This window comes from Rhizobium sp. Root149 (assembly GCF_001427345.1).
GTDB lineage: Bacteria > Pseudomonadota > Alphaproteobacteria > Rhizobiales > Rhizobiaceae > Neorhizobium > Neorhizobium rhizoryzae.
In genome coordinates this window covers 349461-365600 of record NZ_LMGD01000012.1, presented here as the reverse complement: position 1 = coordinate 365600, position 16140 = coordinate 349461, and the positions used below count along the sequence as shown (strand labels likewise).

At 58.5% G+C, this 16140-nt stretch carries 14 protein-coding genes; 4 read left to right on the top strand and 10 right to left on the bottom strand.

What is annotated here, in order from left to right; genetic code table 11:
* Positions 1 to 38: 38 nt before the first annotated feature.
* Genes ASD54_RS08645 through nthA form a run of 3 tightly spaced genes read right to left on the bottom strand, consistent with a single transcriptional unit; the run spans position 39 to position 1733 of the window.
* Positions 39 to 428, bottom strand: coding sequence for a nitrile hydratase accessory protein (locus ASD54_RS08645; RefSeq protein ID WP_062554185.1), 390 nt, complete (start codon positions 426 to 428; stop codon positions 39 to 41).
* Positions 415 to 1074, bottom strand: a complete 660-nt coding sequence (gene nthB / locus ASD54_RS08640; protein ID WP_062554184.1) for a nitrile hydratase subunit beta — start codon at positions 1072 to 1074, stop codon at positions 415 to 417. The genes ASD54_RS08645 and nthB overlap by 14 nt, the downstream gene beginning before the upstream one ends.
* Positions 1071 to 1733 carry a nitrile hydratase subunit alpha gene (nthA, locus tag ASD54_RS08635; RefSeq protein ID WP_062554761.1) on the bottom strand — a complete coding sequence of 221 codons (663 nt, stop codon included), beginning with the start codon at positions 1731 to 1733 and terminating at the stop codon, positions 1071 to 1073. The genes nthB and nthA overlap by 4 nt, the downstream gene beginning before the upstream one ends.
* A 159-nt stretch (positions 1734 to 1892) precedes the next feature.
* On the opposite strand from nthA, the gene ASD54_RS08630 reads away from it, so the two are divergent.
* Positions 1893 to 2738, top strand: a complete 846-nt coding sequence (locus tag ASD54_RS08630; protein ID WP_062554183.1) for an aldo/keto reductase — start codon at positions 1893 to 1895, stop codon at positions 2736 to 2738.
* A 59-nt stretch (positions 2739 to 2797) separates the two neighbouring features.
* Here ASD54_RS08630 and ASD54_RS08625 read toward each other — a convergent pair whose 3' ends face one another.
* The 3 genes from ASD54_RS08625 to ASD54_RS08615 all read right to left on the bottom strand — a co-directional run bounded on the left by ASD54_RS08625 (position 2798) and on the right by ASD54_RS08615 (position 7375).
* The gene (locus ASD54_RS08625; protein ID WP_062554182.1) at positions 2798 to 4741 is read right to left on the bottom strand and encodes a methyl-accepting chemotaxis protein; all 1944 of its coding nucleotides are present in this window, start codon (positions 4739 to 4741) and stop codon (positions 2798 to 2800) included.
* 249 nt (positions 4742 to 4990) lie between these two features.
* Positions 4991 to 5563, bottom strand: a complete 573-nt coding sequence (gene ilvN, locus ASD54_RS08620; protein WP_062554181.1) for an acetolactate synthase small subunit — start codon at positions 5561 to 5563, stop codon at positions 4991 to 4993.
* A 33-nt stretch (positions 5564 to 5596) separates the two neighbouring features.
* Positions 5597 to 7375, bottom strand: coding sequence for an acetolactate synthase 3 large subunit (locus ASD54_RS08615; protein ID WP_082547148.1), 1779 nt, complete (start codon positions 7373 to 7375; stop codon positions 5597 to 5599).
* A 471-nt stretch (positions 7376 to 7846) separates the two neighbouring features.
* On the opposite strand from ASD54_RS08615, the gene ASD54_RS08610 reads away from it, so the two are divergent.
* Entirely contained in the window at positions 7847 to 9949 is a 2103-nt protein-coding gene (locus tag ASD54_RS08610) for an ATP-binding protein (protein ID WP_062554179.1), read from the top strand.
* Here ASD54_RS08610 and miaA read toward each other — a convergent pair.
* Positions 9934 to 10854, bottom strand: coding sequence for a tRNA (adenosine(37)-N6)-dimethylallyltransferase MiaA (gene miaA, locus ASD54_RS08605; RefSeq protein WP_082547147.1), 921 nt, complete (start codon positions 10852 to 10854; stop codon positions 9934 to 9936). The genes ASD54_RS08610 and miaA overlap by 16 nt on opposite strands.
* Between miaA and serB the strand changes: the two genes are divergently transcribed.
* Both serB and ASD54_RS08595 read left to right on the top strand, forming a co-directional pair.
* The gene (serB, locus tag ASD54_RS08600) at positions 10853 to 11743 is read left to right on the top strand and encodes a phosphoserine phosphatase SerB (RefSeq protein ID WP_062554177.1); all 891 of its coding nucleotides are present in this window, start codon (positions 10853 to 10855) and stop codon (positions 11741 to 11743) included. The two genes, miaA and serB, sit on opposite strands and share 2 nt — an antisense overlap.
* Complete coding sequence (locus ASD54_RS08595) at positions 11740 to 12327, top strand: GNAT family N-acetyltransferase (protein WP_062554176.1); 588 nt, start codon at positions 11740 to 11742, stop codon at positions 12325 to 12327. The genes serB and ASD54_RS08595 overlap by 4 nt, the downstream gene beginning before the upstream one ends.
* Before the next feature lie 9 nt (positions 12328 to 12336).
* Here ASD54_RS08595 and ASD54_RS08590 read toward each other — a convergent pair whose 3' ends face one another.
* From ASD54_RS08590 to hflK, 3 genes are all read right to left on the bottom strand, one after another.
* Positions 12337 to 13851, bottom strand: a complete 1515-nt coding sequence (locus tag ASD54_RS08590; RefSeq protein ID WP_062554175.1) for a DegQ family serine endoprotease — start codon at positions 13849 to 13851, stop codon at positions 12337 to 12339.
* 217 nt (positions 13852 to 14068) lie between these two features.
* A complete protein-coding gene (locus tag ASD54_RS08585; RefSeq protein ID WP_062554174.1) occupies positions 14069 to 15001 on the bottom strand; it encodes a protease modulator HflC in 933 nt (310 codons plus the stop codon).
* Entirely contained in the window at positions 14998 to 16116 is a 1119-nt protein-coding gene (gene hflK / locus ASD54_RS08580) for an FtsH protease activity modulator HflK (RefSeq protein WP_062554760.1), read from the bottom strand. The genes ASD54_RS08585 and hflK overlap by 4 nt, the downstream gene beginning before the upstream one ends.
* Positions 16117 to 16140 lie beyond the last annotated feature (24 nt).

Genomic DNA, 16140 nt, shown 5'->3' with positions numbered 1-16140 from the left:
CTTTCCGGGATTCGGAACAGAATAGCAACCTCAATTCCTCATGAAGCGGCTGCAGCCCCTCGCATCGGATCATTCGTCAGTTCAATGGGCTTGCCGTGTGGCGTGGCTTCGGCTGCTCTTTGCCAACTGTGCTCAAGCGCAAGCAGCGTCGCCGAAGACGCAAAATTCTTCTCGGACAGCAGATGACAGAGCGCGGCAACCCAGGCTTCGAAGTAATCCGATCCGTCGGCTGCGCGACCCGGACGATGAACCTCACGCGACAGGCTGTCGGCCCATTCCTGCCAGCTGAACACACCCTTCTGATGAAGGTGAACGGTCATGGCAAAGGCCTGCGCCTGCCAGGGTTCTGAAAACACCGGATCGCCTTCTCGTGATCGCGGAAGACCAATCGACTGCGTCAGCGGGCTTTGGGTTTCATGCAGACTCAAGATAGCTCTCCCAGGCATCGACCGAAATCGTCAGGCCGGGTTCTGAACCCCTTCCCCAGATCTCCTGCCCATCAAAGACGACGGTATACACCCATTGCGGGTTCTCGCCCTTTCCGTGAGCATTGTCATCGGGAAACACGAAAGATCCCTGCACCGCCTCAACAATGCCGACCTTGTCTCGAGCATAGCGTGGCAGGCGCGTGTGATGGGCAGGATGCTCATTGATGGTTCGAACCCGCTGGCCGACTGAAAACAGCGGAGCGCTTTCAACCGACCTGTCGCAAGGGCCACCCTTTGCCAGCACCGCGGCAACCTTGTCGACGGTCAGGATACGCTTGGGTTGCGCCGCCTGCATTTTCGAATGCCCCTCCGCGATCTCGGAACCGGTTACGAAACCATGCCGTTCAAGCAGCACTTCCAACGCCCGGATCCAGATTTCGTAGTAGCTGGCAGAAAGATAGTTCGCGGGGGGAATGCATTCGCGCGCATGGCGGCTCTCATCAATGGACCACGCGCCGAAAGCACCACAGGACAGCGTGATCCCCAGAGCCCGCTTCTCCCATTCCGCATGAAAATACGGCTCATCGGTTTCAGGCGAGACTGGGCCGAACCCCATCTGGCCACCAAGATCGTGAGGGCCGTTCATTTCTGCCTCGCGGAGGGTGAAAGGGCCAATCCCGTTCCAATCATGGAATCGCGCGTCACGAGCTGCATGAGTTGTTCGACATCCATGTCGTCAGTGCCCACTGGACGCTGGGGAATGACCAGATAGCGAAGTTCGGCAGTGGAATCCCAGACCCTTATTTTCGTCGTCTCAGGAAGCACGACGTCGAACTCCGCAAGCACACCGCGCGGGTCCATCACGGCGCGAGACCGATAGGCCGGCGCCTTGTACCAGACCGGCGGCAGGCCGAGGACGGACCACGGGTAACAGGAACACAGGGTGCAGACGACAAGGTTGTGCGTATCGCCAGTGTTGAACACAGCTCGCATGTGCTCGCCCTGCCGTCCCGTGAAACCAAGGCTTGCAATCGCCGCAGTCGCATCGCGCTTCAACCAGTCTGCGAAGTCTGCGTCCACCCATGCGCGGGCTACCACCTGCGCACCATTACGTGGTCCGACCTTCGTCTCGTAGGTCTCGACGATGGCGTCGATTGCAGCGGGATCGATCAGCCCCTTCTCGGTCAGCACGGTCTCGAGAGCCCGGACACGCGCCTCCATGTCCGAGTAATGATTGTCGTGGTGATGATGGCTGTGGTGATGATCGTGATCATGATGATGATCGTCTGAACTCTCTGTCGTCACCGGCAGACCCCTTTCGAAGCAGATGCAACTGTCCGGCGGATCATACGCAAGATCCTGCTCACATGCCAATTTGCACAATTGATAGAATTGCGCTTGATTTTGATGGGTGAAGCACGACCATAACCTCACGAGATGGCTTTAAAAATTTCAGGATTTTCCATGCGCGATGATTTGCCGACCGTCAGCTTTCCGAACACAATCACGGTTCCTGCTTTGGGGATTGGAACCTGGAAGATGGGCGAGGACCCTGACAAGGTACCGGACGAGGTGAACAGTATTCGGGCTGCGCTTGAATCCGGCTGGAGCGTTGTCGATACTGCTGAGATGTATGGCGAAGGCGGTGCAGAACTGGTCGTGGGCGCGGCTTTGCGCGGATGTCGCGACAAGGCATTCGTCGTCAGCAAGGTCTATCCCTGGAACGCCAGCACGCGAGGTGTTCAGGATGCCTGCGCTCGCAGCCTCGAACGGTTGGCCATCGACAAGATAGACCTCTACCTCCTCCACTGGCGGGGTGACGTGCCTCTGACAGAAACGGTTGCGGGCATGGAAATCCTGCGTCAGCAAGGCATGATTGGTGCCTGGGGCGTATCGAACTTCGATGTCGATGACATGGAAGAGCTGTTTTCCATTCCGGGCGGAGAAAACTGCGCTGCGAACCAGGTTCTCTATAACGCTGCTCGTCGCGGCATAGAATTCGATCTCCTGCCATGGTGCCAGGAGCGCGGCCTACCCGTGATGGCCTATTCTCCGCTGGGACAGGGTGATCTGCTGCACCACAAGGAAATCATCCGCCTGTCGAAAGCTTATCAGGCAACACCTGCGCAAATCGCGCTCGCCTTTGTGCTGGATCGTGATGGCGTGCTCGCAATTCCAAAGACGAGCAGGCCGGATCGTATTCATGAACTGAGCGAAGCCGTCGATCTGGAAATCTCCGACGAGGACTGGGCAGAACTGGATCGGGCATTGCCTCCGCCTGCCGCCAAGAAACCGCTTGAAATGATCTGATCGAAAAAGAATACGGCGGGAAACAATCCCGCCGCCATCTTGATCTTGTTCGGGAAGGATCAAAACTCTTCCCAGCTCTCCGCCGTGGCAGCACGGCCAGAGAAAGCGGCCGCCACTTTTCGCCCAAGGCTGCGTGCCGGAGAAACCACCGGCTGCGGTGCAGCCGATCGTGTTGCGGGAGCCGCCACGACGACACTCTGGACCGGACTGCGACCGGAATTCGAGAGACGGAACTGCGCCAGCAATTGTGCAAGCGATGTGGACTCCTTAGCCAGGGAGTGGCTTGCAGCGTTGGTTTCTTCCACCATTGCCGCATTTTTCTGGGTGTCCTGATCCATCTGGTTCACAGCCGTGTTGATCTGCTGAAGACCGGAGGACTGTTCCTGCGCCGCCTCGACAATGGCGCTCACATGGCCGTTGATTTCGACAACTTCGGAGGAAATCTTGGTCAGCGCCTCACCGGTCTGCCCTACCAGAGCAACGCCAGACTGCACATGCTCGTTGGACGTGGTGATGAGACCCTTGATATCCTTTGCGGCACTGGCCGAACGTTGTGCAAGTTCCCGCACCTCCTGCGCCACGACGGCAAAGCCCTTGCCTGCCTCGCCCGCCCGTGCCGCTTCGACGCCAGCATTGAGCGCCAGCAGATTTGTTTGAAACGCAATCTCGTCGATGACACTGATGATGCTGGAAATCTCGGAAGAGGATTTCTCGATCTGCTGCATGGCAATGACGGCGCGACGAACCACCTCGCCGGAACGTTCTGCCTCTGCCTTGGTGTGCGCGACCAGCGAACCGGCTTCCTGCGCCCGACGCGTTGAGTCCTTCACGGCAGTCGTAATCTGCTCCAGCGCCGCAGCCGTCTCTTCGACGGAAGCCGCCTGCTGCTCCGTCCGCTTTGCCAGATCGTCCGCCGAAGCACGGATCTCGTTGGCACCGCCATCAATCACGCGCGCATTCTCTGCCACACGCATCAGCGCGTCCTCAAGCTTGGCGGCTGAATCATTATAGCTGAGGCGAATGCCATCAAGGCTCGAGACGAAAGCGTGGTCGATCCGGTGGGAAACATCACCTTCAGACAAGCGGGTCAGTGCTGCGGCAAGATGGTCGACTGCAAACTGGACGTCTGCCGCCTCCTGTGCCTTCTGGGCCTCCCGCGCCAGTCGCTCCTGCTCGGAAAGACTGCGATTGGCCGCAGCTTCCGTTTCCAGTCGCAGGCGCTCGACGGCATTGTCACGGAACACGGAAACCGCCTTGGCCATGGCGCCGATCTCATCTTTGCGATCAATGCCATCGACAGGTTCGGAAACCTCACCGCCAGCCAGGCTGACCATGCGGCGTTGAAGACCTGAAATCGGTCTGTTGATGCCGCGCGTCGCCACGATTTGCGCACCCACAAGCCCCAGGCCGAAAAGAAGCGCCAAACCGGCAAGCGTCATGAGGATCGTGCTGTCTGCCTGCTGTTTCAGCCCGTTACTCTCATTGCGCAGCGCTATGAGATTGACGTTGTTCCAGGTCCGCAGATCATCCCGCCACTGCTTCACCTTTGCATCCGACTGGGCGAGCAAAGCCATGGCTGAGGGACGCTGCCCTCTATCCAGCGCGGCAAACGCCTTGTCGAGAATTGCGAAGATCTCAACGGCTCGCTGTTTGAAAGCATTGATCTCCGAAGCATCTTCCGGTGTCAGCTGTGCTGCTTCATCCAGGCGCTCAAAGAGCGTTTTCTTGGCGTCTTCGTAGGTCGCGCGGAATTCTTCCCGATTGGCGGTCTCGTCTGCAAAGGCATACTGGTAGCCGGTATAGGGCGCATTCAGCAGCGACGTAACCGAACGGAACATATCGCTGGAAGCGACCGTATCCTTCGTCACAAACGAATAGAACATATTCGCGGTATGACGATATTCGTAGGATACGTAGGCTGCCCCGGCAATTCCAATGGCAGCCATCGGAATGAGAACAGTATAGATTTTCGATTTGATCGATGCGTTCTTGAAGAAAGACATGGTCCCTCATGCTGGCCAAATTCAGACGTCGGCGGCATGAGCATCATGATCGAGCGCGCACCAAGGATGCTGCGGGATGTCATTCCCGCAGGTAACGATGGAGTTTTTTCCAAGCACCAATCATCTTTATAAGCAAAACCTAAACAGATGATTATATGTCGTGTTGGAAGACTCGACGCTTTACCTAGGCGCGATTCTCGACCCGGCAAGCAATGAGCCTGACGGGTCGAAAACATATTTAGCAAAATGTTACATTCCCTGCGGACCGCGATTCATCGCAGCGATCCCGGTACGGCAAATCTCGATGAGGCCAAATGGCTTCATGATGGCGACGAACTGATCGATTTTCGAAGACTTGCCCGTGATCTCGAAGATGAAATGAGAAACGGTGGCATCGACGACCTTGGCGTGGAAAGCATCTGCAAGGCGCAGCGCTTCCGCACGCTCTTCGCCTTCGCCTGCAACTTTCACCAGCGCGACTTCGCGTTCGATCGGACGCTCCTGCCCCAACTGCGTTGCACGCACGGTCAGATCAACGACGCGGTGAACCGGCACGATCCGATCCAGTTGCGACTTGATCTGCTCCAGAACGCCCGGCGTTCCGCTGGTCACGATCGTAATGCGGGACAGGTGAGCCTCATGCTCCGTTTCGGAAACCGTAAGACTTTCAATGTTATAGCCACGCCCGGAGAAAAGGCCGATCACGCGGGCCAGAACCCCCGGCTCGTTGCTGACGAGAACCGAAAGCGTATGCCGCTCCTGCTTCGCCGTTTCCTGTTGAATGAAGTAGGCTGAACCGGTGGGTTGAAGATGTGCGTTCATGATGATGTTCCCTGATCCTGTTCCTGGCAGCCCTTAAACGAGCTGCCGCCCCTTCGCGTCAATGGCGGTCGCAACGGCCTCGTCGGTCGCTTCGTCCGGCAACAACATCTCGTTATGAGCCTTGCCCGACGGAATCATCGGGAAGCAGTTAGCGAGATTGGCAACGCGGCAATCGAAGATGACCGGCCGCTTGACCTCGATCATCTCGGCAATCTTGTCATCCAGCTCGCCGGGATTGTCGCAATACATACCGACGGCCCCATAGGCTTCGGCCAGCTTCACGAAGTCCGGCATGGCTTCAGTGTAAGAGTTGGACAGACGGTTGCCGTGCAACAACTGCTGCCACTGGCGGACCATGCCCATGTACTGGTTGTTCAGGATGAAGATCTTGACCGGCAGATTGTACTGGATGGCGCAGGACATTTCCTGAATGCACATCTGGATCGAGGCATCGCCTGCGATGTCGATGACAAGCGCTTCCGGATGCGCGACCTGTGCGCCAATCGCTGCCGGCAGGCCATAGCCCATCGTTCCCAGACCGCCAGAGGTCAACCAATGGTTCGGCGCTTCGAAACCGAAGAACTGCGCCGCCCACATCTGGTGCTGGCCGACTTCCGTCGTGATGAACGTTTCACGTCCCTTCGATGCCTCATACAGCCGCTGAATGGCGTATTGCGGCATGATGACGTCATTGGAATTCTTGTAGGCGAAGGACTTGCGGGCCCGCCAGCGGTTGATCTGGTCCATCCACTCCGCCGTCTGTGCCTTTTCCGGCTTATTGGGCAGGGCACGCCAGACGCGGACCATATCTTCCAGAATCCGGCCGACGTCGCCAACAATCGGAATATCGACGCGAACATTCTTGTTGATCGATGATGGATCGATATCGATATGAACCTTGCGGGAGTTCGGCGAGAAGGCATTCAGGCGGCCCGTAATACGGTCATCGAACCGGGCGCCGATGCAGACCATGACGTCGCAATCGTGCATCGCCATGTTCGCTTCATAGGAACCATGCATGCCCAGCATGCCCAGCCAGTTTTCGCCGGATGCCGGATAGGCGCCAAGCCCCATCAGCGTGGATGTGATCGGGAAGCCGCTCAGTTCAACCAGTTCACGCAGCAGACGGGTTGCTTCCGGACCGGAATTGATGACGCCACCGCCGGTGTAGAGGATCGGGCGACGGGCGCTGGCCATCAGTTCGACAGCGGCACGGATCGCATTCAGATCGCCCTGAACCTTCGGCTGATAGCTCTTTTCGACGGCATCATTCGTCTTCGGCGTATAGGTGCCCGTGGCGAACTGGATATCCTTCGGAATATCGACGACGACCGGGCCCGGACGCCCAGACTGGGCAATGCGAAACGCTTCGTGAATGATGCCCGCCAGCTCATTGACGTCCTTCACCAGCCAGTTGTGCTTGGTGCAGGGGCGCGTGATACCGACCGTATCGCACTCCTGAAACGCATCGGAACCGATCAGCGTGGTGGGAACCTGGCCGGTCAGGCAGACCAGCGGGATCGAATCCATCAGCGCGTCCTGCAGCGGCGTGACCGCATTGGTCGCACCAGGACCGGAGGTAACCAGCATGACGCCGACCTTGCCCGTCGAGCGGGCATAGCCTTCGGCAGCATGACCAGCGCCCTGCTCATGACGGACGAGAATGTGCTGAATGTCGTCCTGCTGAAAGATCTCGTCATAGATCGGAAGCACTGCGCCGCCGGGATAGCCGAAAATGTGCTCGACGCCATTATCTTTCAGGGCCTTCAGAACGATCTCCGCCCCTGTCATTCTATTCTCTGTACCCGTCATGTCCAAATCCGTTTCTGCTGTTTTCGAAGCGGCCGCAGGGCCTGATTGAAGGCATAAAAAAAGGCCCCTTGAGGAGCCTTCGGTAGCGCATGGGTGCTTTCGCCGGATGGTTACACCATCCTGCCCATGCGCCTTCCCACCACGATAAGTGCGTTTGATACGATCATGGGCGGAACTGTTAGCCATAAAATTTCGCAACGTCAATGCAATTGAGCAAGAAATGGCCGCTGGACCAGCCGTTTTCGCCGCATTTCTCGCCAACTTGACCCGCGCTTTTGAACCATATGCAATGAGGCCCTTCCACCTCGCCTGTCCGCTACCGTACCGACCATGATGATGTTCGAAAACGAAGCGTGTGTCACAGAGCGGAAAGGACTTGTTAAGGCCGGATCACTATGGTCATGGAAATTAAGCATTATTCCATCCGAGGATGATGATATCCGGTCATAGCCTGATGACAGAGGCCATTCGTTGCGCAATCACGACCTTCAAAAATCGGCATCGGCTGGAGAGCAGGAACGGCGGGACGGGATGCACCCCGGCAACCGACTGCTGGGTCGCGTCGTTGCCTGCACGGGGTCGCGCGCAACCATCTCGGCAGTGACCGAAGGTGGCTCGACGGAACTCTCCGAACTTTGGTCTGTAGGCCGTTTGATTTCCATCAGCGTCGGAACGAACCGCGTCGTTGCCCTCACCTGCTCCATGGCAACAGCCGGGAACCAGTGGGGCGAAACGCGTGACAACGAATTCCATGTCGAGGTCGAACTGCTCGGAGAAGTGCGCGTCGGACCTGACGGACGCGAGGAATTCAGCGGCGGCATTTCCGCCTATCCCTATCTCGGCGCCATTGCACATCGAATCCGCTCCGCCGACCTCGTTCGCATCTATGATACCGGCAAGGCGGATACCTGCGTGGTCGGAAAGCTCACGCAGGACGAAAGCATCGACGCAGCAATCCACATCCCCTCTATGCTTTCCAAGCATTTCGCCATCGTAGGCTCCACCGGCGTTGGCAAGTCGACGGCAGTCTCGTTGCTTCTGCACAAGGCGATTGAAATCGACCCCAAGCTGCGTGTTCTCATTCTCGATCCTCACAACGAGTTCGCCGCTGCCTTTCCAGACCATGCCGTGGTCATCGATACGGACAATCTGGACCTGCCGTTCTGGCTGATGCGTCTGGACGAATTCTCCGAGATTGTATTCCGCGGGCGCCCGGCTGTAGCCGAAGAAATGGACATCCTGCGAGACCTGATTCCGGAGGCAAAGAAAGCCTTTCGTGGCAGCGAATCTTCGTTGATGCGCCGGCAGACCGAACGAAGCTCGGTCACCGCAGACACGCCCGTTCCCTACCGCATGGCTGACCTGCTCGCGCTGATTGACGAGCGCATCGGCCGTCTGGAGGGTCGAAGCGAGAAGCCCGCGCTTCGTTCGCTGAAGATGCGCATCATGGCGGCGATCAATGATCCCCGCTATCACTTCATGTTCTCCAACAATACGATCAATGACACGATCATGGAGACAATTGCGCATATCTTCCGGATTCCGGGAGACGATCGTCCGATTTCCACGTTCCAGCTGTCCGGCATCCCTTCGGAGGTCGTGAATTCGGTCGCCTCCATCCTGTGCCGCATGGCCTTCGAGCTGGCGCTGTGGAGCGACGGCGCCATTCACATGCTGGTGGTTTGCGAAGAAGCGCATCGTTACGTTCCGGCAGACAGGGACCTGGGCTTTTTCCCGACCCGTCAGGCCATTGCGCGCATTGCCAAGGAAGGCCGCAAATACGGCGTTTCTCTGGGCGTCATCACCCAGCGCCCCGGCGAGCTGGACCAGACGATCCTGTCTCAATGCTCGACCATATTTGCAATGCGACTGGCCAATGACCGTGACCAGGACATCATCCGTTCGGCGATCCCGAACTCGTCCGTCTCGAATACGAGCTTCATCTCCTCCATCGGCAACGGTGAAGCGATCGCCTTTGGTGAGGCAATCACGGTTCCCATGCGCATGCGCTTTACCCGCCTCAGCGAAGATATGCTGCCGAAGGCAAACGGCGTATCCGACAAGGGAAGCGAGATCACGCCTGACAATGTCGATCTGCGCACGATCGTCACACGCATGCGTGCAATCAGCGGTCCCGATATTTCTGCCTTCCAGAAAAGTGTAAGCGCTTCCGATCAGAGGGAGGGCATGCGCCTGGATGCCCCGGCCGCAGAGCCGGAAGTGGAAAGCTGGGAGCGGGAACTGAAGGCCCAGGTCGAGCGCCGCTATTCAAGCCCGCCTCCAACGCCTCCCTATTCTCCCGGTGCTGAACGCCTGACGCCCGTCGAGCCTCGATTGGAATCCTATCGGCCGGATATGCTTCCCGGCGCCCGCAATGAGCCACCTGCTCCGGCTGACTCGCGGATCCTGCGACGCGAGCCTTCGCCGGAGCCCGCGCCAAACTATCCGCCGCAGCCGCGTTCCTACGGAAACGAGGATGTTCAGGCCGTTCGCAATACGCTCCTGCGCCGCGAAGGATCTCTGCGGGACTCGCTTCTCAGAAAACCGCTGAGCAGCCTCTACGACAAGGATTGAGCCGGGCCGTAGGGGTCAAATCGCTCCCAGCTTTCATCCATCTGATTGCGGAACCACGTCATTTGGCGCTTGGCGTATTGTCGCGTGAGGGCAGAGCCTCGCTCGATAACCATTTCGCGCGTCATGTCTCCATGCAGATGCGCAGCAATTTCCGCAACGCCAATCGCCTTTATTGCTGTCGCATCCGGAGGAGGATCGAGCGTAAGAAGTCGCTCGACTTCGTCCAGCGCGCCTGTCGCCAGCATGATGTCAAACCGCCGGTTGATACGAACATGCAAAAGATCACGGTCCGGAAGAACGACGAGCTTCCGACTTCTGACGGGATCGACGATAACCGGCCCTGACTGTTGCTGGAAATGGGCAATGGACTTGCCCGTCGCTCTGAACACCTCCAGCGCCCGCACGATCCGGTGTCCGTCAGTCGGGGTGAGGCGCTCGGCAAGCGCGGGATCACAGGCACGGAGTTCCGCATGCAAAGCTTCCGGCCCATCGTCGAGCAGACGCTGACGCAAACCCTCCCGGATCTCGGCTGGAATTTCCGGCATATCGGAGAGACCGCCTGTCAGGGCCTTGAAGTAAAGCCCGGTTCCACCAACGAAGACTGGCAGACGGCCTCCCGCGCGTAATTCAGGTAGCAAAGCCTGCACATCTCTCAGCCAGTCGCCAGTCGAATAGCTGCGAACAGCCGGAACATGACCGTAGAGATGGTGCGGGATTTCCTCCATCTCCTCTTCGGAAGGACGCGCAGTCAGCACGCGCAGCGTATCGTAGACCTGCATACTGTCTGCGTTGATCACGACACCGTTGTGTTGACGGGCAAGCGATAGCGCAAGCGCCGACTTGCCGCCCGCCGTTGGCCCGGTTATCAGGATGGCCTCGATATCTTGCCGAAGGTTGTTCATCATGGCTCTCGTTGCCACGCTCATTGCCCATCCGTCAAACCCTGTTCTTGATGCCAAGGCAGGAGAACGCGCAGCCGAAGCCGTCAATGCTGCCGGTCTGTACTGGCTGGCCGATGGCATCGCCTGCGATGTGGCGCTTCGCAACGAAGCTGATGCGGCCATAAGCGAGCAGCAGTTGCGCCACGCCCTCTCCGACCTGCCGATCGATGTGGTCGTTCAGCATGTCGAGACACGCCGGAAGAAGATCCTCATCGCCGACATGGATTCCACCATGATCGGCCAGGAGTGCATTGACGAGCTTGCGGATGTCGTTGGGCTGAAGGAGCAGGTCTCTGCCATCACCGCCCGCGCAATGAACGGCGAAATCGCGTTCGAACCGGCACTTCGGGAACGGGTGGCGCTGCTGAAAGGTCTCCCGATCACGGTCGTGGATGATGTTATTGCCAAGCGCATCACGCTCACCTCCGGCGGGCCGGAACTCATCGCCACCATGCGCGCCAAAGGCTTCTATACGGCACTCGTATCGGGCGGTTTCACCGTCTTCACAAGTCGTATCGCTGACATGCTGGGCTTCCACGAAAACCGCGCTAACCTTCTGCTGGAGAAGGATGGCATCCTGACCGGGGAAGTCGCCGAACCGATTCTCGGCAAGCAGGCCAAGGTCGACGCGCTGAACGACATCGCTGAGAAGCTTGGGATCTCCCCGGATGAGGCGATGGCAGTCGGTGACGGCGCGAATGATCTCGGCATGCTGGGTCTCGCCGGCTCGGGCGTTGCGCTCCACGCAAAGCCCACGGTATCGGCGCAGGCGAAGATGCGCATCGACCATTCGGATCTGACAGCGCTTCTCTACATTCAGGGCTATCGCAGAAGCGATTTCGTCACACCATGATTGCCGGTGGAGCACCGCGGATCATTCTGGAGACGGAACGGCTGGTTCTGCGCAGCTGGCTTGAGCGGGACCGCGATCTCTTTCGGGAGATCAACGCAGATCCGAAGGTGATGGAATTTTTTCCCTTCCGCCGCAACCATGCCGAAGCCGATGCGCTGTTTGATCGCGTCAACGCGATGATCAAGGAAGACGGCCTCGGCTTCTATGCTGTAGAATTGAAGGAGACGGGCGAAGCCATGGGCTTCTGCGGTCTGGCTCCGGCCACCATGCCCGGCATCTTTCCCCCGGAGACGATCGAGATCGGTTGGCGCCTTGCCACCCGCTTCTGGGGCCACGGCTACGTCACCGAAGCGGCGGCCGCACTCATCAGCCACGGTTTTGGCGCCATGCAACTGGCGGCAATCGTTTCCTTCGCGGTCGAGAGCAATCACCGGTCAACGGCTGTGATGAAGCGCATCGGCATGAGGCGCTGCCCGGAAATGGATTTCGACCATCCGCGCGTGCCGGAAACACACCCGCATCTCAAGCGGCATGTCACCTACGCAATCATCAATGAAACGGTCTTGCCCGGACTGAAGGATTGAAGTCCCGCTCTATTCGAGCGGGATTGCAACGAAACGCAGTTGGCCATCCGGTCCCGCAATCATCATATGCGCGTTGCGGCGCCCCTCGCCCTTCAGCTCGTTGATCCGGTTGATGACATCATCCGGCGATGACGTGAAGCTCTGGCCAACTTCCACGATGACTTCACCGACCTTCAGGCCCTTTTCCGCCGCAGGGGAACCGGCCTGCACGGCGGTGATAACAACGCCTTCGACGCTGTCGGCAATGCCGAAGTTCTTTTGACGTTCGTCTGTCAGATCGGAAAGAGTGAGCCCAAGGACGGAAACAGTATCCTGTGGCGGCTGGGGCGCCTGGTTCTGGCCGTCCTTTTTCTGGTCTTTCTCAGCAAGGGCAGGTGCATCGTCACCCGTCTCGGCCTCGGCCCCATCCTCAAGCCGGCCAAGGGTGACCTTGACTGTCTGTTCCTTGCCATCACGCATGATGATGACGTCCACAGCCTTGCCGACAGGGCTTTCGGCGACCGCGAGCGGCAGATCGCGCATTTCCTTCACCTGCTTGCCATCGAAAGTTATGATCACATCGCCAGCCTTGATAGTTCCGTTGTCAACCGGACCACCCTTGATCACGCCGGAAACGAGCGCGCCGCGCGCTTCCTTCAGGCCCAGGCTTTCGGAAACTTCATCTGTCACAGGTTGGATGCGCACGCCGAGCCAGCCACGACGCGTTTCACCGAACTCGATCAGCTGCTGCACGATATTTTGCGCAAGTTCTGTCGGAACGGCGAAGCCGATCCCGATCGAGCCACCGCTTGGGGAAATGATGGCTGTGTTGATGCCGATCACCTCGCCATACATGTTGAACAGCGGGCCACCGGAATTACCCTTGTTGATGGCAGCATCGGTCTGGATGAAGTTGTCGTAGGGTCCGGCATTGATGTTACGGCCCCGCGCCGAGATGATGCCGATGGTCACCGAACCGCCGAGCCCGAACGGATTGCCGATGGCCATGACCCAGTCGCCAATGCGCATTTTCTTGGAATCGCCGAACTTCACCGCCTTGAGAGGCGCCTTTGGCTCAACCTTCAGAACAGACAGGTCCGTCTTTGTATCCGTGCCGACGAGCTTTGCCTTGAGCTTCGTGCCGTTCGGGAAGATGACCTCGATATCGTCGGCACCCTCGATGACGTGATTGTTGGTGACGACATAGCCGGACGGATCGATCACGAAACCGGAGCCCAGCGAGTTGACCTTGCGGTTTCCCTGACCCTTTTCCTGACCGTCGAAGAAATCGTCAAAGAATTCCTGGAACGGCGAGCCCTTCGGCGATTGCGGGCTGGCGCCCTCACCCTTGACGCTCTGCGAGGTCGAAATGTTGACGACAGCATCGAGCAGCCCTTCCGCCAGATCCGCCACGGAGGCAGGTCCGGTCTGCGGCATCGCAACCTTTGGCGCTGTCGTCGGTGCGTTAGGCACCTGCGCGAAAGCTGGCACGACTGGCCCAGTGATTGGCCCACTGGCCAGCGCCACAGCCAGAACGGATGCCATCGAATACCTCAAGGACAGTTGGAAGGTCTTCACAGTCAGGCTCCTCGTTCCGGAATGCTTTAGCAATGCGTCATTTAAGCGAGACGCTTCATGAAAGATAAGGCGGAATAACGACAGGGGAAATTATCTTTTCGTGAGCCCACAGCGAAGTTACTGAACTTAAGCAAGCGACCACGAAAATGCAGAGGGCGGCTCGAAAGCCGCCCTCGCTATTGAATTACTGCTGTGCAGGCTGCGCCGGTGCCGCAGGCGGCACGCTTCCTGCGGTCGCGCCGGAGCTTTGGTTGAAGTACTTGAAGAACTGCGAGTCCGGGCTGAGAACCATCGTCGTTCCCTTGTCGCTCAGAGCAGCCGTATAGGCACGCATGGAGCGATAGAACTCGAAGAAGCCAGGATCGCGAGCGAAGGCTTCGCCAAAGATCCGGTTACGCTGCGCATCACCCTCACCGCGAATGATTTCCGCATCACGCTGGGCTTCCGACACAAGTTCGACCACCTGACGATCCGCGATGGCGCGACGGCGCTGGCCCTGTTCGTTACCACGGGCACGGATCAGCTCCGCTTCGGCAAGACGTTCTGCCTTCATGCGCTGATAGGTCTGCTGCGAGACTTCACGCGTCAGATCCGTACGACGGATGCGAACATCGCGAATGTTCAAGCCGAGGCTTTCCGCAGCGGCCTGCAGATCGGCCCGGACCTCCTGCATCATCGCGGAACGTTCGTCGGAAAGCGCGGCGCTGAAGTTCCGCAGACCGTAGACACGGCGCAGAGCAGCATCGAGACGCGTACGCAGACGCGATTCGGCGGCGTTACGGTCACCGGATACGGTACCACGGAAGCGGCCAGCATCGGAGATCTGGTAGACCACGAAGGCATCGACTTCGTAGAAGGCACCACCGCGAACCTGAACGCGGATGTTGTCGATATCGAAGCGCAGCGCGCGGTTTTCGATATACTGCACGCGATCAGCATCCATGAAAGCGAAGGGCAGCTTGAAGTACAGGCCCGGTTGCGACTTCACCGACTGGATCTGACCGAAACGCACGACGATAGCCTGCTCGCGCTCGTTCACGACAAAGACGGATGAATAGGCAAGGAAAAGCACGAGGCCAAGTCCAATCAGGACGGCCGGGAGACGACTGGAGTTCATGGACGGCCTCCCTGGTTCGTGTTGGTCGTACCCGCATTCGGACGGATCATTTCATTGAGCGGCAAGTAGGGAACAACGCCCTGCTTGTCGTCCAGAATGATCTTGTTCGAGTTCTTCAGCACGTTTTCCATGGTCTCCAGGAAGATGCGCTCACGCGTCACATCCGGAGCAACCTTGTAGGCGTCGTAGATGGATACGAAGCGCTGTGCTTCACCGGTCGCCTCATTCACGACGCGATCCTTATAGGCTGAAGCCTCTTCGCGAACCTGTGCCGCCTGACCGCGTGCCTGACCAAGCTTCTGGTTGGCATACTGGTTGGCTTCTTCAACGAAACGATCTTCGTCCTGCTCGGCGCGCTGCACTTCTTCGAAGGCATCGGCAACCTCGCGCGGCGGCGCTGCATCTTCGATCGGCACCGCATTGATCGCAATACCGGAACCATAGGTATCCATGGTGCCCTGAATGATATCGCGAACCTCGGTGGAGATCTGTTCGCGCGCATTACGGAACACATCCTGTGCCGGGCGACGGCCAACGACTTCACGCATGGCGCTTTCAGCAACCTGCTGCAGCGTTGCGTTCGGGCTTTCAAGGTTGAAGAGATAGGCGCGCGGATCGGTGACCGTAAACAGCACCGAGAACTGCACGTTCACAATGTTCTGGTCGCCGGACAGCATCAGGCCTTCGGTAGAATTCGCGTTGCCACGCCCACCGATATTCTGCTGCTGCTCAGTAACCTTCACGATCTCGACCGTTTCCACGGGCCAGAAATGCCAGTGAAGGCCCGGACCTGAAACTTCGTCCTTCGGCTTTCCGAAGCGAAGCTCTACGCCGCGCTCATCCGGCTGAACCGTGTAGACCGATTGGAATGCCACAAATGCCAGAATGACGAGGAGAACGATTGCCAGCGCTCCACCGTTGAACCCGCCGGGCACTGCTCCGCGCAACCGGTCCTGGCTGCGACGAATAATGTCCTCCAGGTCCGGCGGTCCGCCGTTACCCCCTCCATTGCCGCCGCCACCACCTCGGGGGCGATTGGGGCCTTGCCCCCAAGGCCCCTGATTATTGCCGCCGCCCCCCCAGGGACCGCCGCCATTCTGATTGCTCCAAGGCATCAAAACCTCTTTGTTCGTGAAACT

Excerpts from the sequence above, each read along its gene's own strand:
- nthB (WP_062554184.1), bottom strand. The coding sequence starts at position 1,074 with ATGAACGGCCCTCACGATCTTGGTGGCCAGATGGGGTTCGGCCCAGTC.
- ASD54_RS08630 (WP_062554183.1), top strand. The coding sequence starts at position 1,893 with ATGCGCGATGATTTGCCGACCGTCAGCTTTCCGAACACAATCACGGTT.
- ASD54_RS08625 (WP_062554182.1), bottom strand. The coding sequence starts at position 4,741 with ATGTCTTTCTTCAAGAACGCATCGATCAAATCGAAAATCTATACTGTT.
- ilvN (WP_062554181.1), bottom strand. The coding sequence starts at position 5,563 with ATGAACGCACATCTTCAACCCACCGGTTCAGCCTACTTCATTCAACAG.
- ASD54_RS08615 (WP_082547148.1), bottom strand. The coding sequence starts at position 7,375 with ATGACGGGTACAGAGAATAGAATGACAGGGGCGGAGATCGTTCTGAAG.
- serB (WP_062554177.1), top strand. The coding sequence starts at position 10,853 with ATGGCTCTCGTTGCCACGCTCATTGCCCATCCGTCAAACCCTGTTCTT.
- miaA (WP_082547147.1), bottom strand. The coding sequence starts at position 10,854 with ATGATGAACAACCTTCGGCAAGATATCGAGGCCATCCTGATAACCGGG.
- ASD54_RS08595 (WP_062554176.1), top strand. The coding sequence starts at position 11,740 with ATGATTGCCGGTGGAGCACCGCGGATCATTCTGGAGACGGAACGGCTG.
- ASD54_RS08590 (WP_062554175.1), bottom strand. The coding sequence starts at position 13,851 with ATGGCATCCGTTCTGGCTGTGGCGCTGGCCAGTGGGCCAATCACTGGG.
- ASD54_RS08585 (WP_062554174.1), bottom strand. The coding sequence starts at position 15,001 with ATGAACTCCAGTCGTCTCCCGGCCGTCCTGATTGGACTTGGCCTCGTG.
- hflK (WP_062554760.1), bottom strand. The coding sequence starts at position 16,116 with ATGCCTTGGAGCAATCAGAATGGCGGCGGTCCCTGGGGGGGCGGCGGC.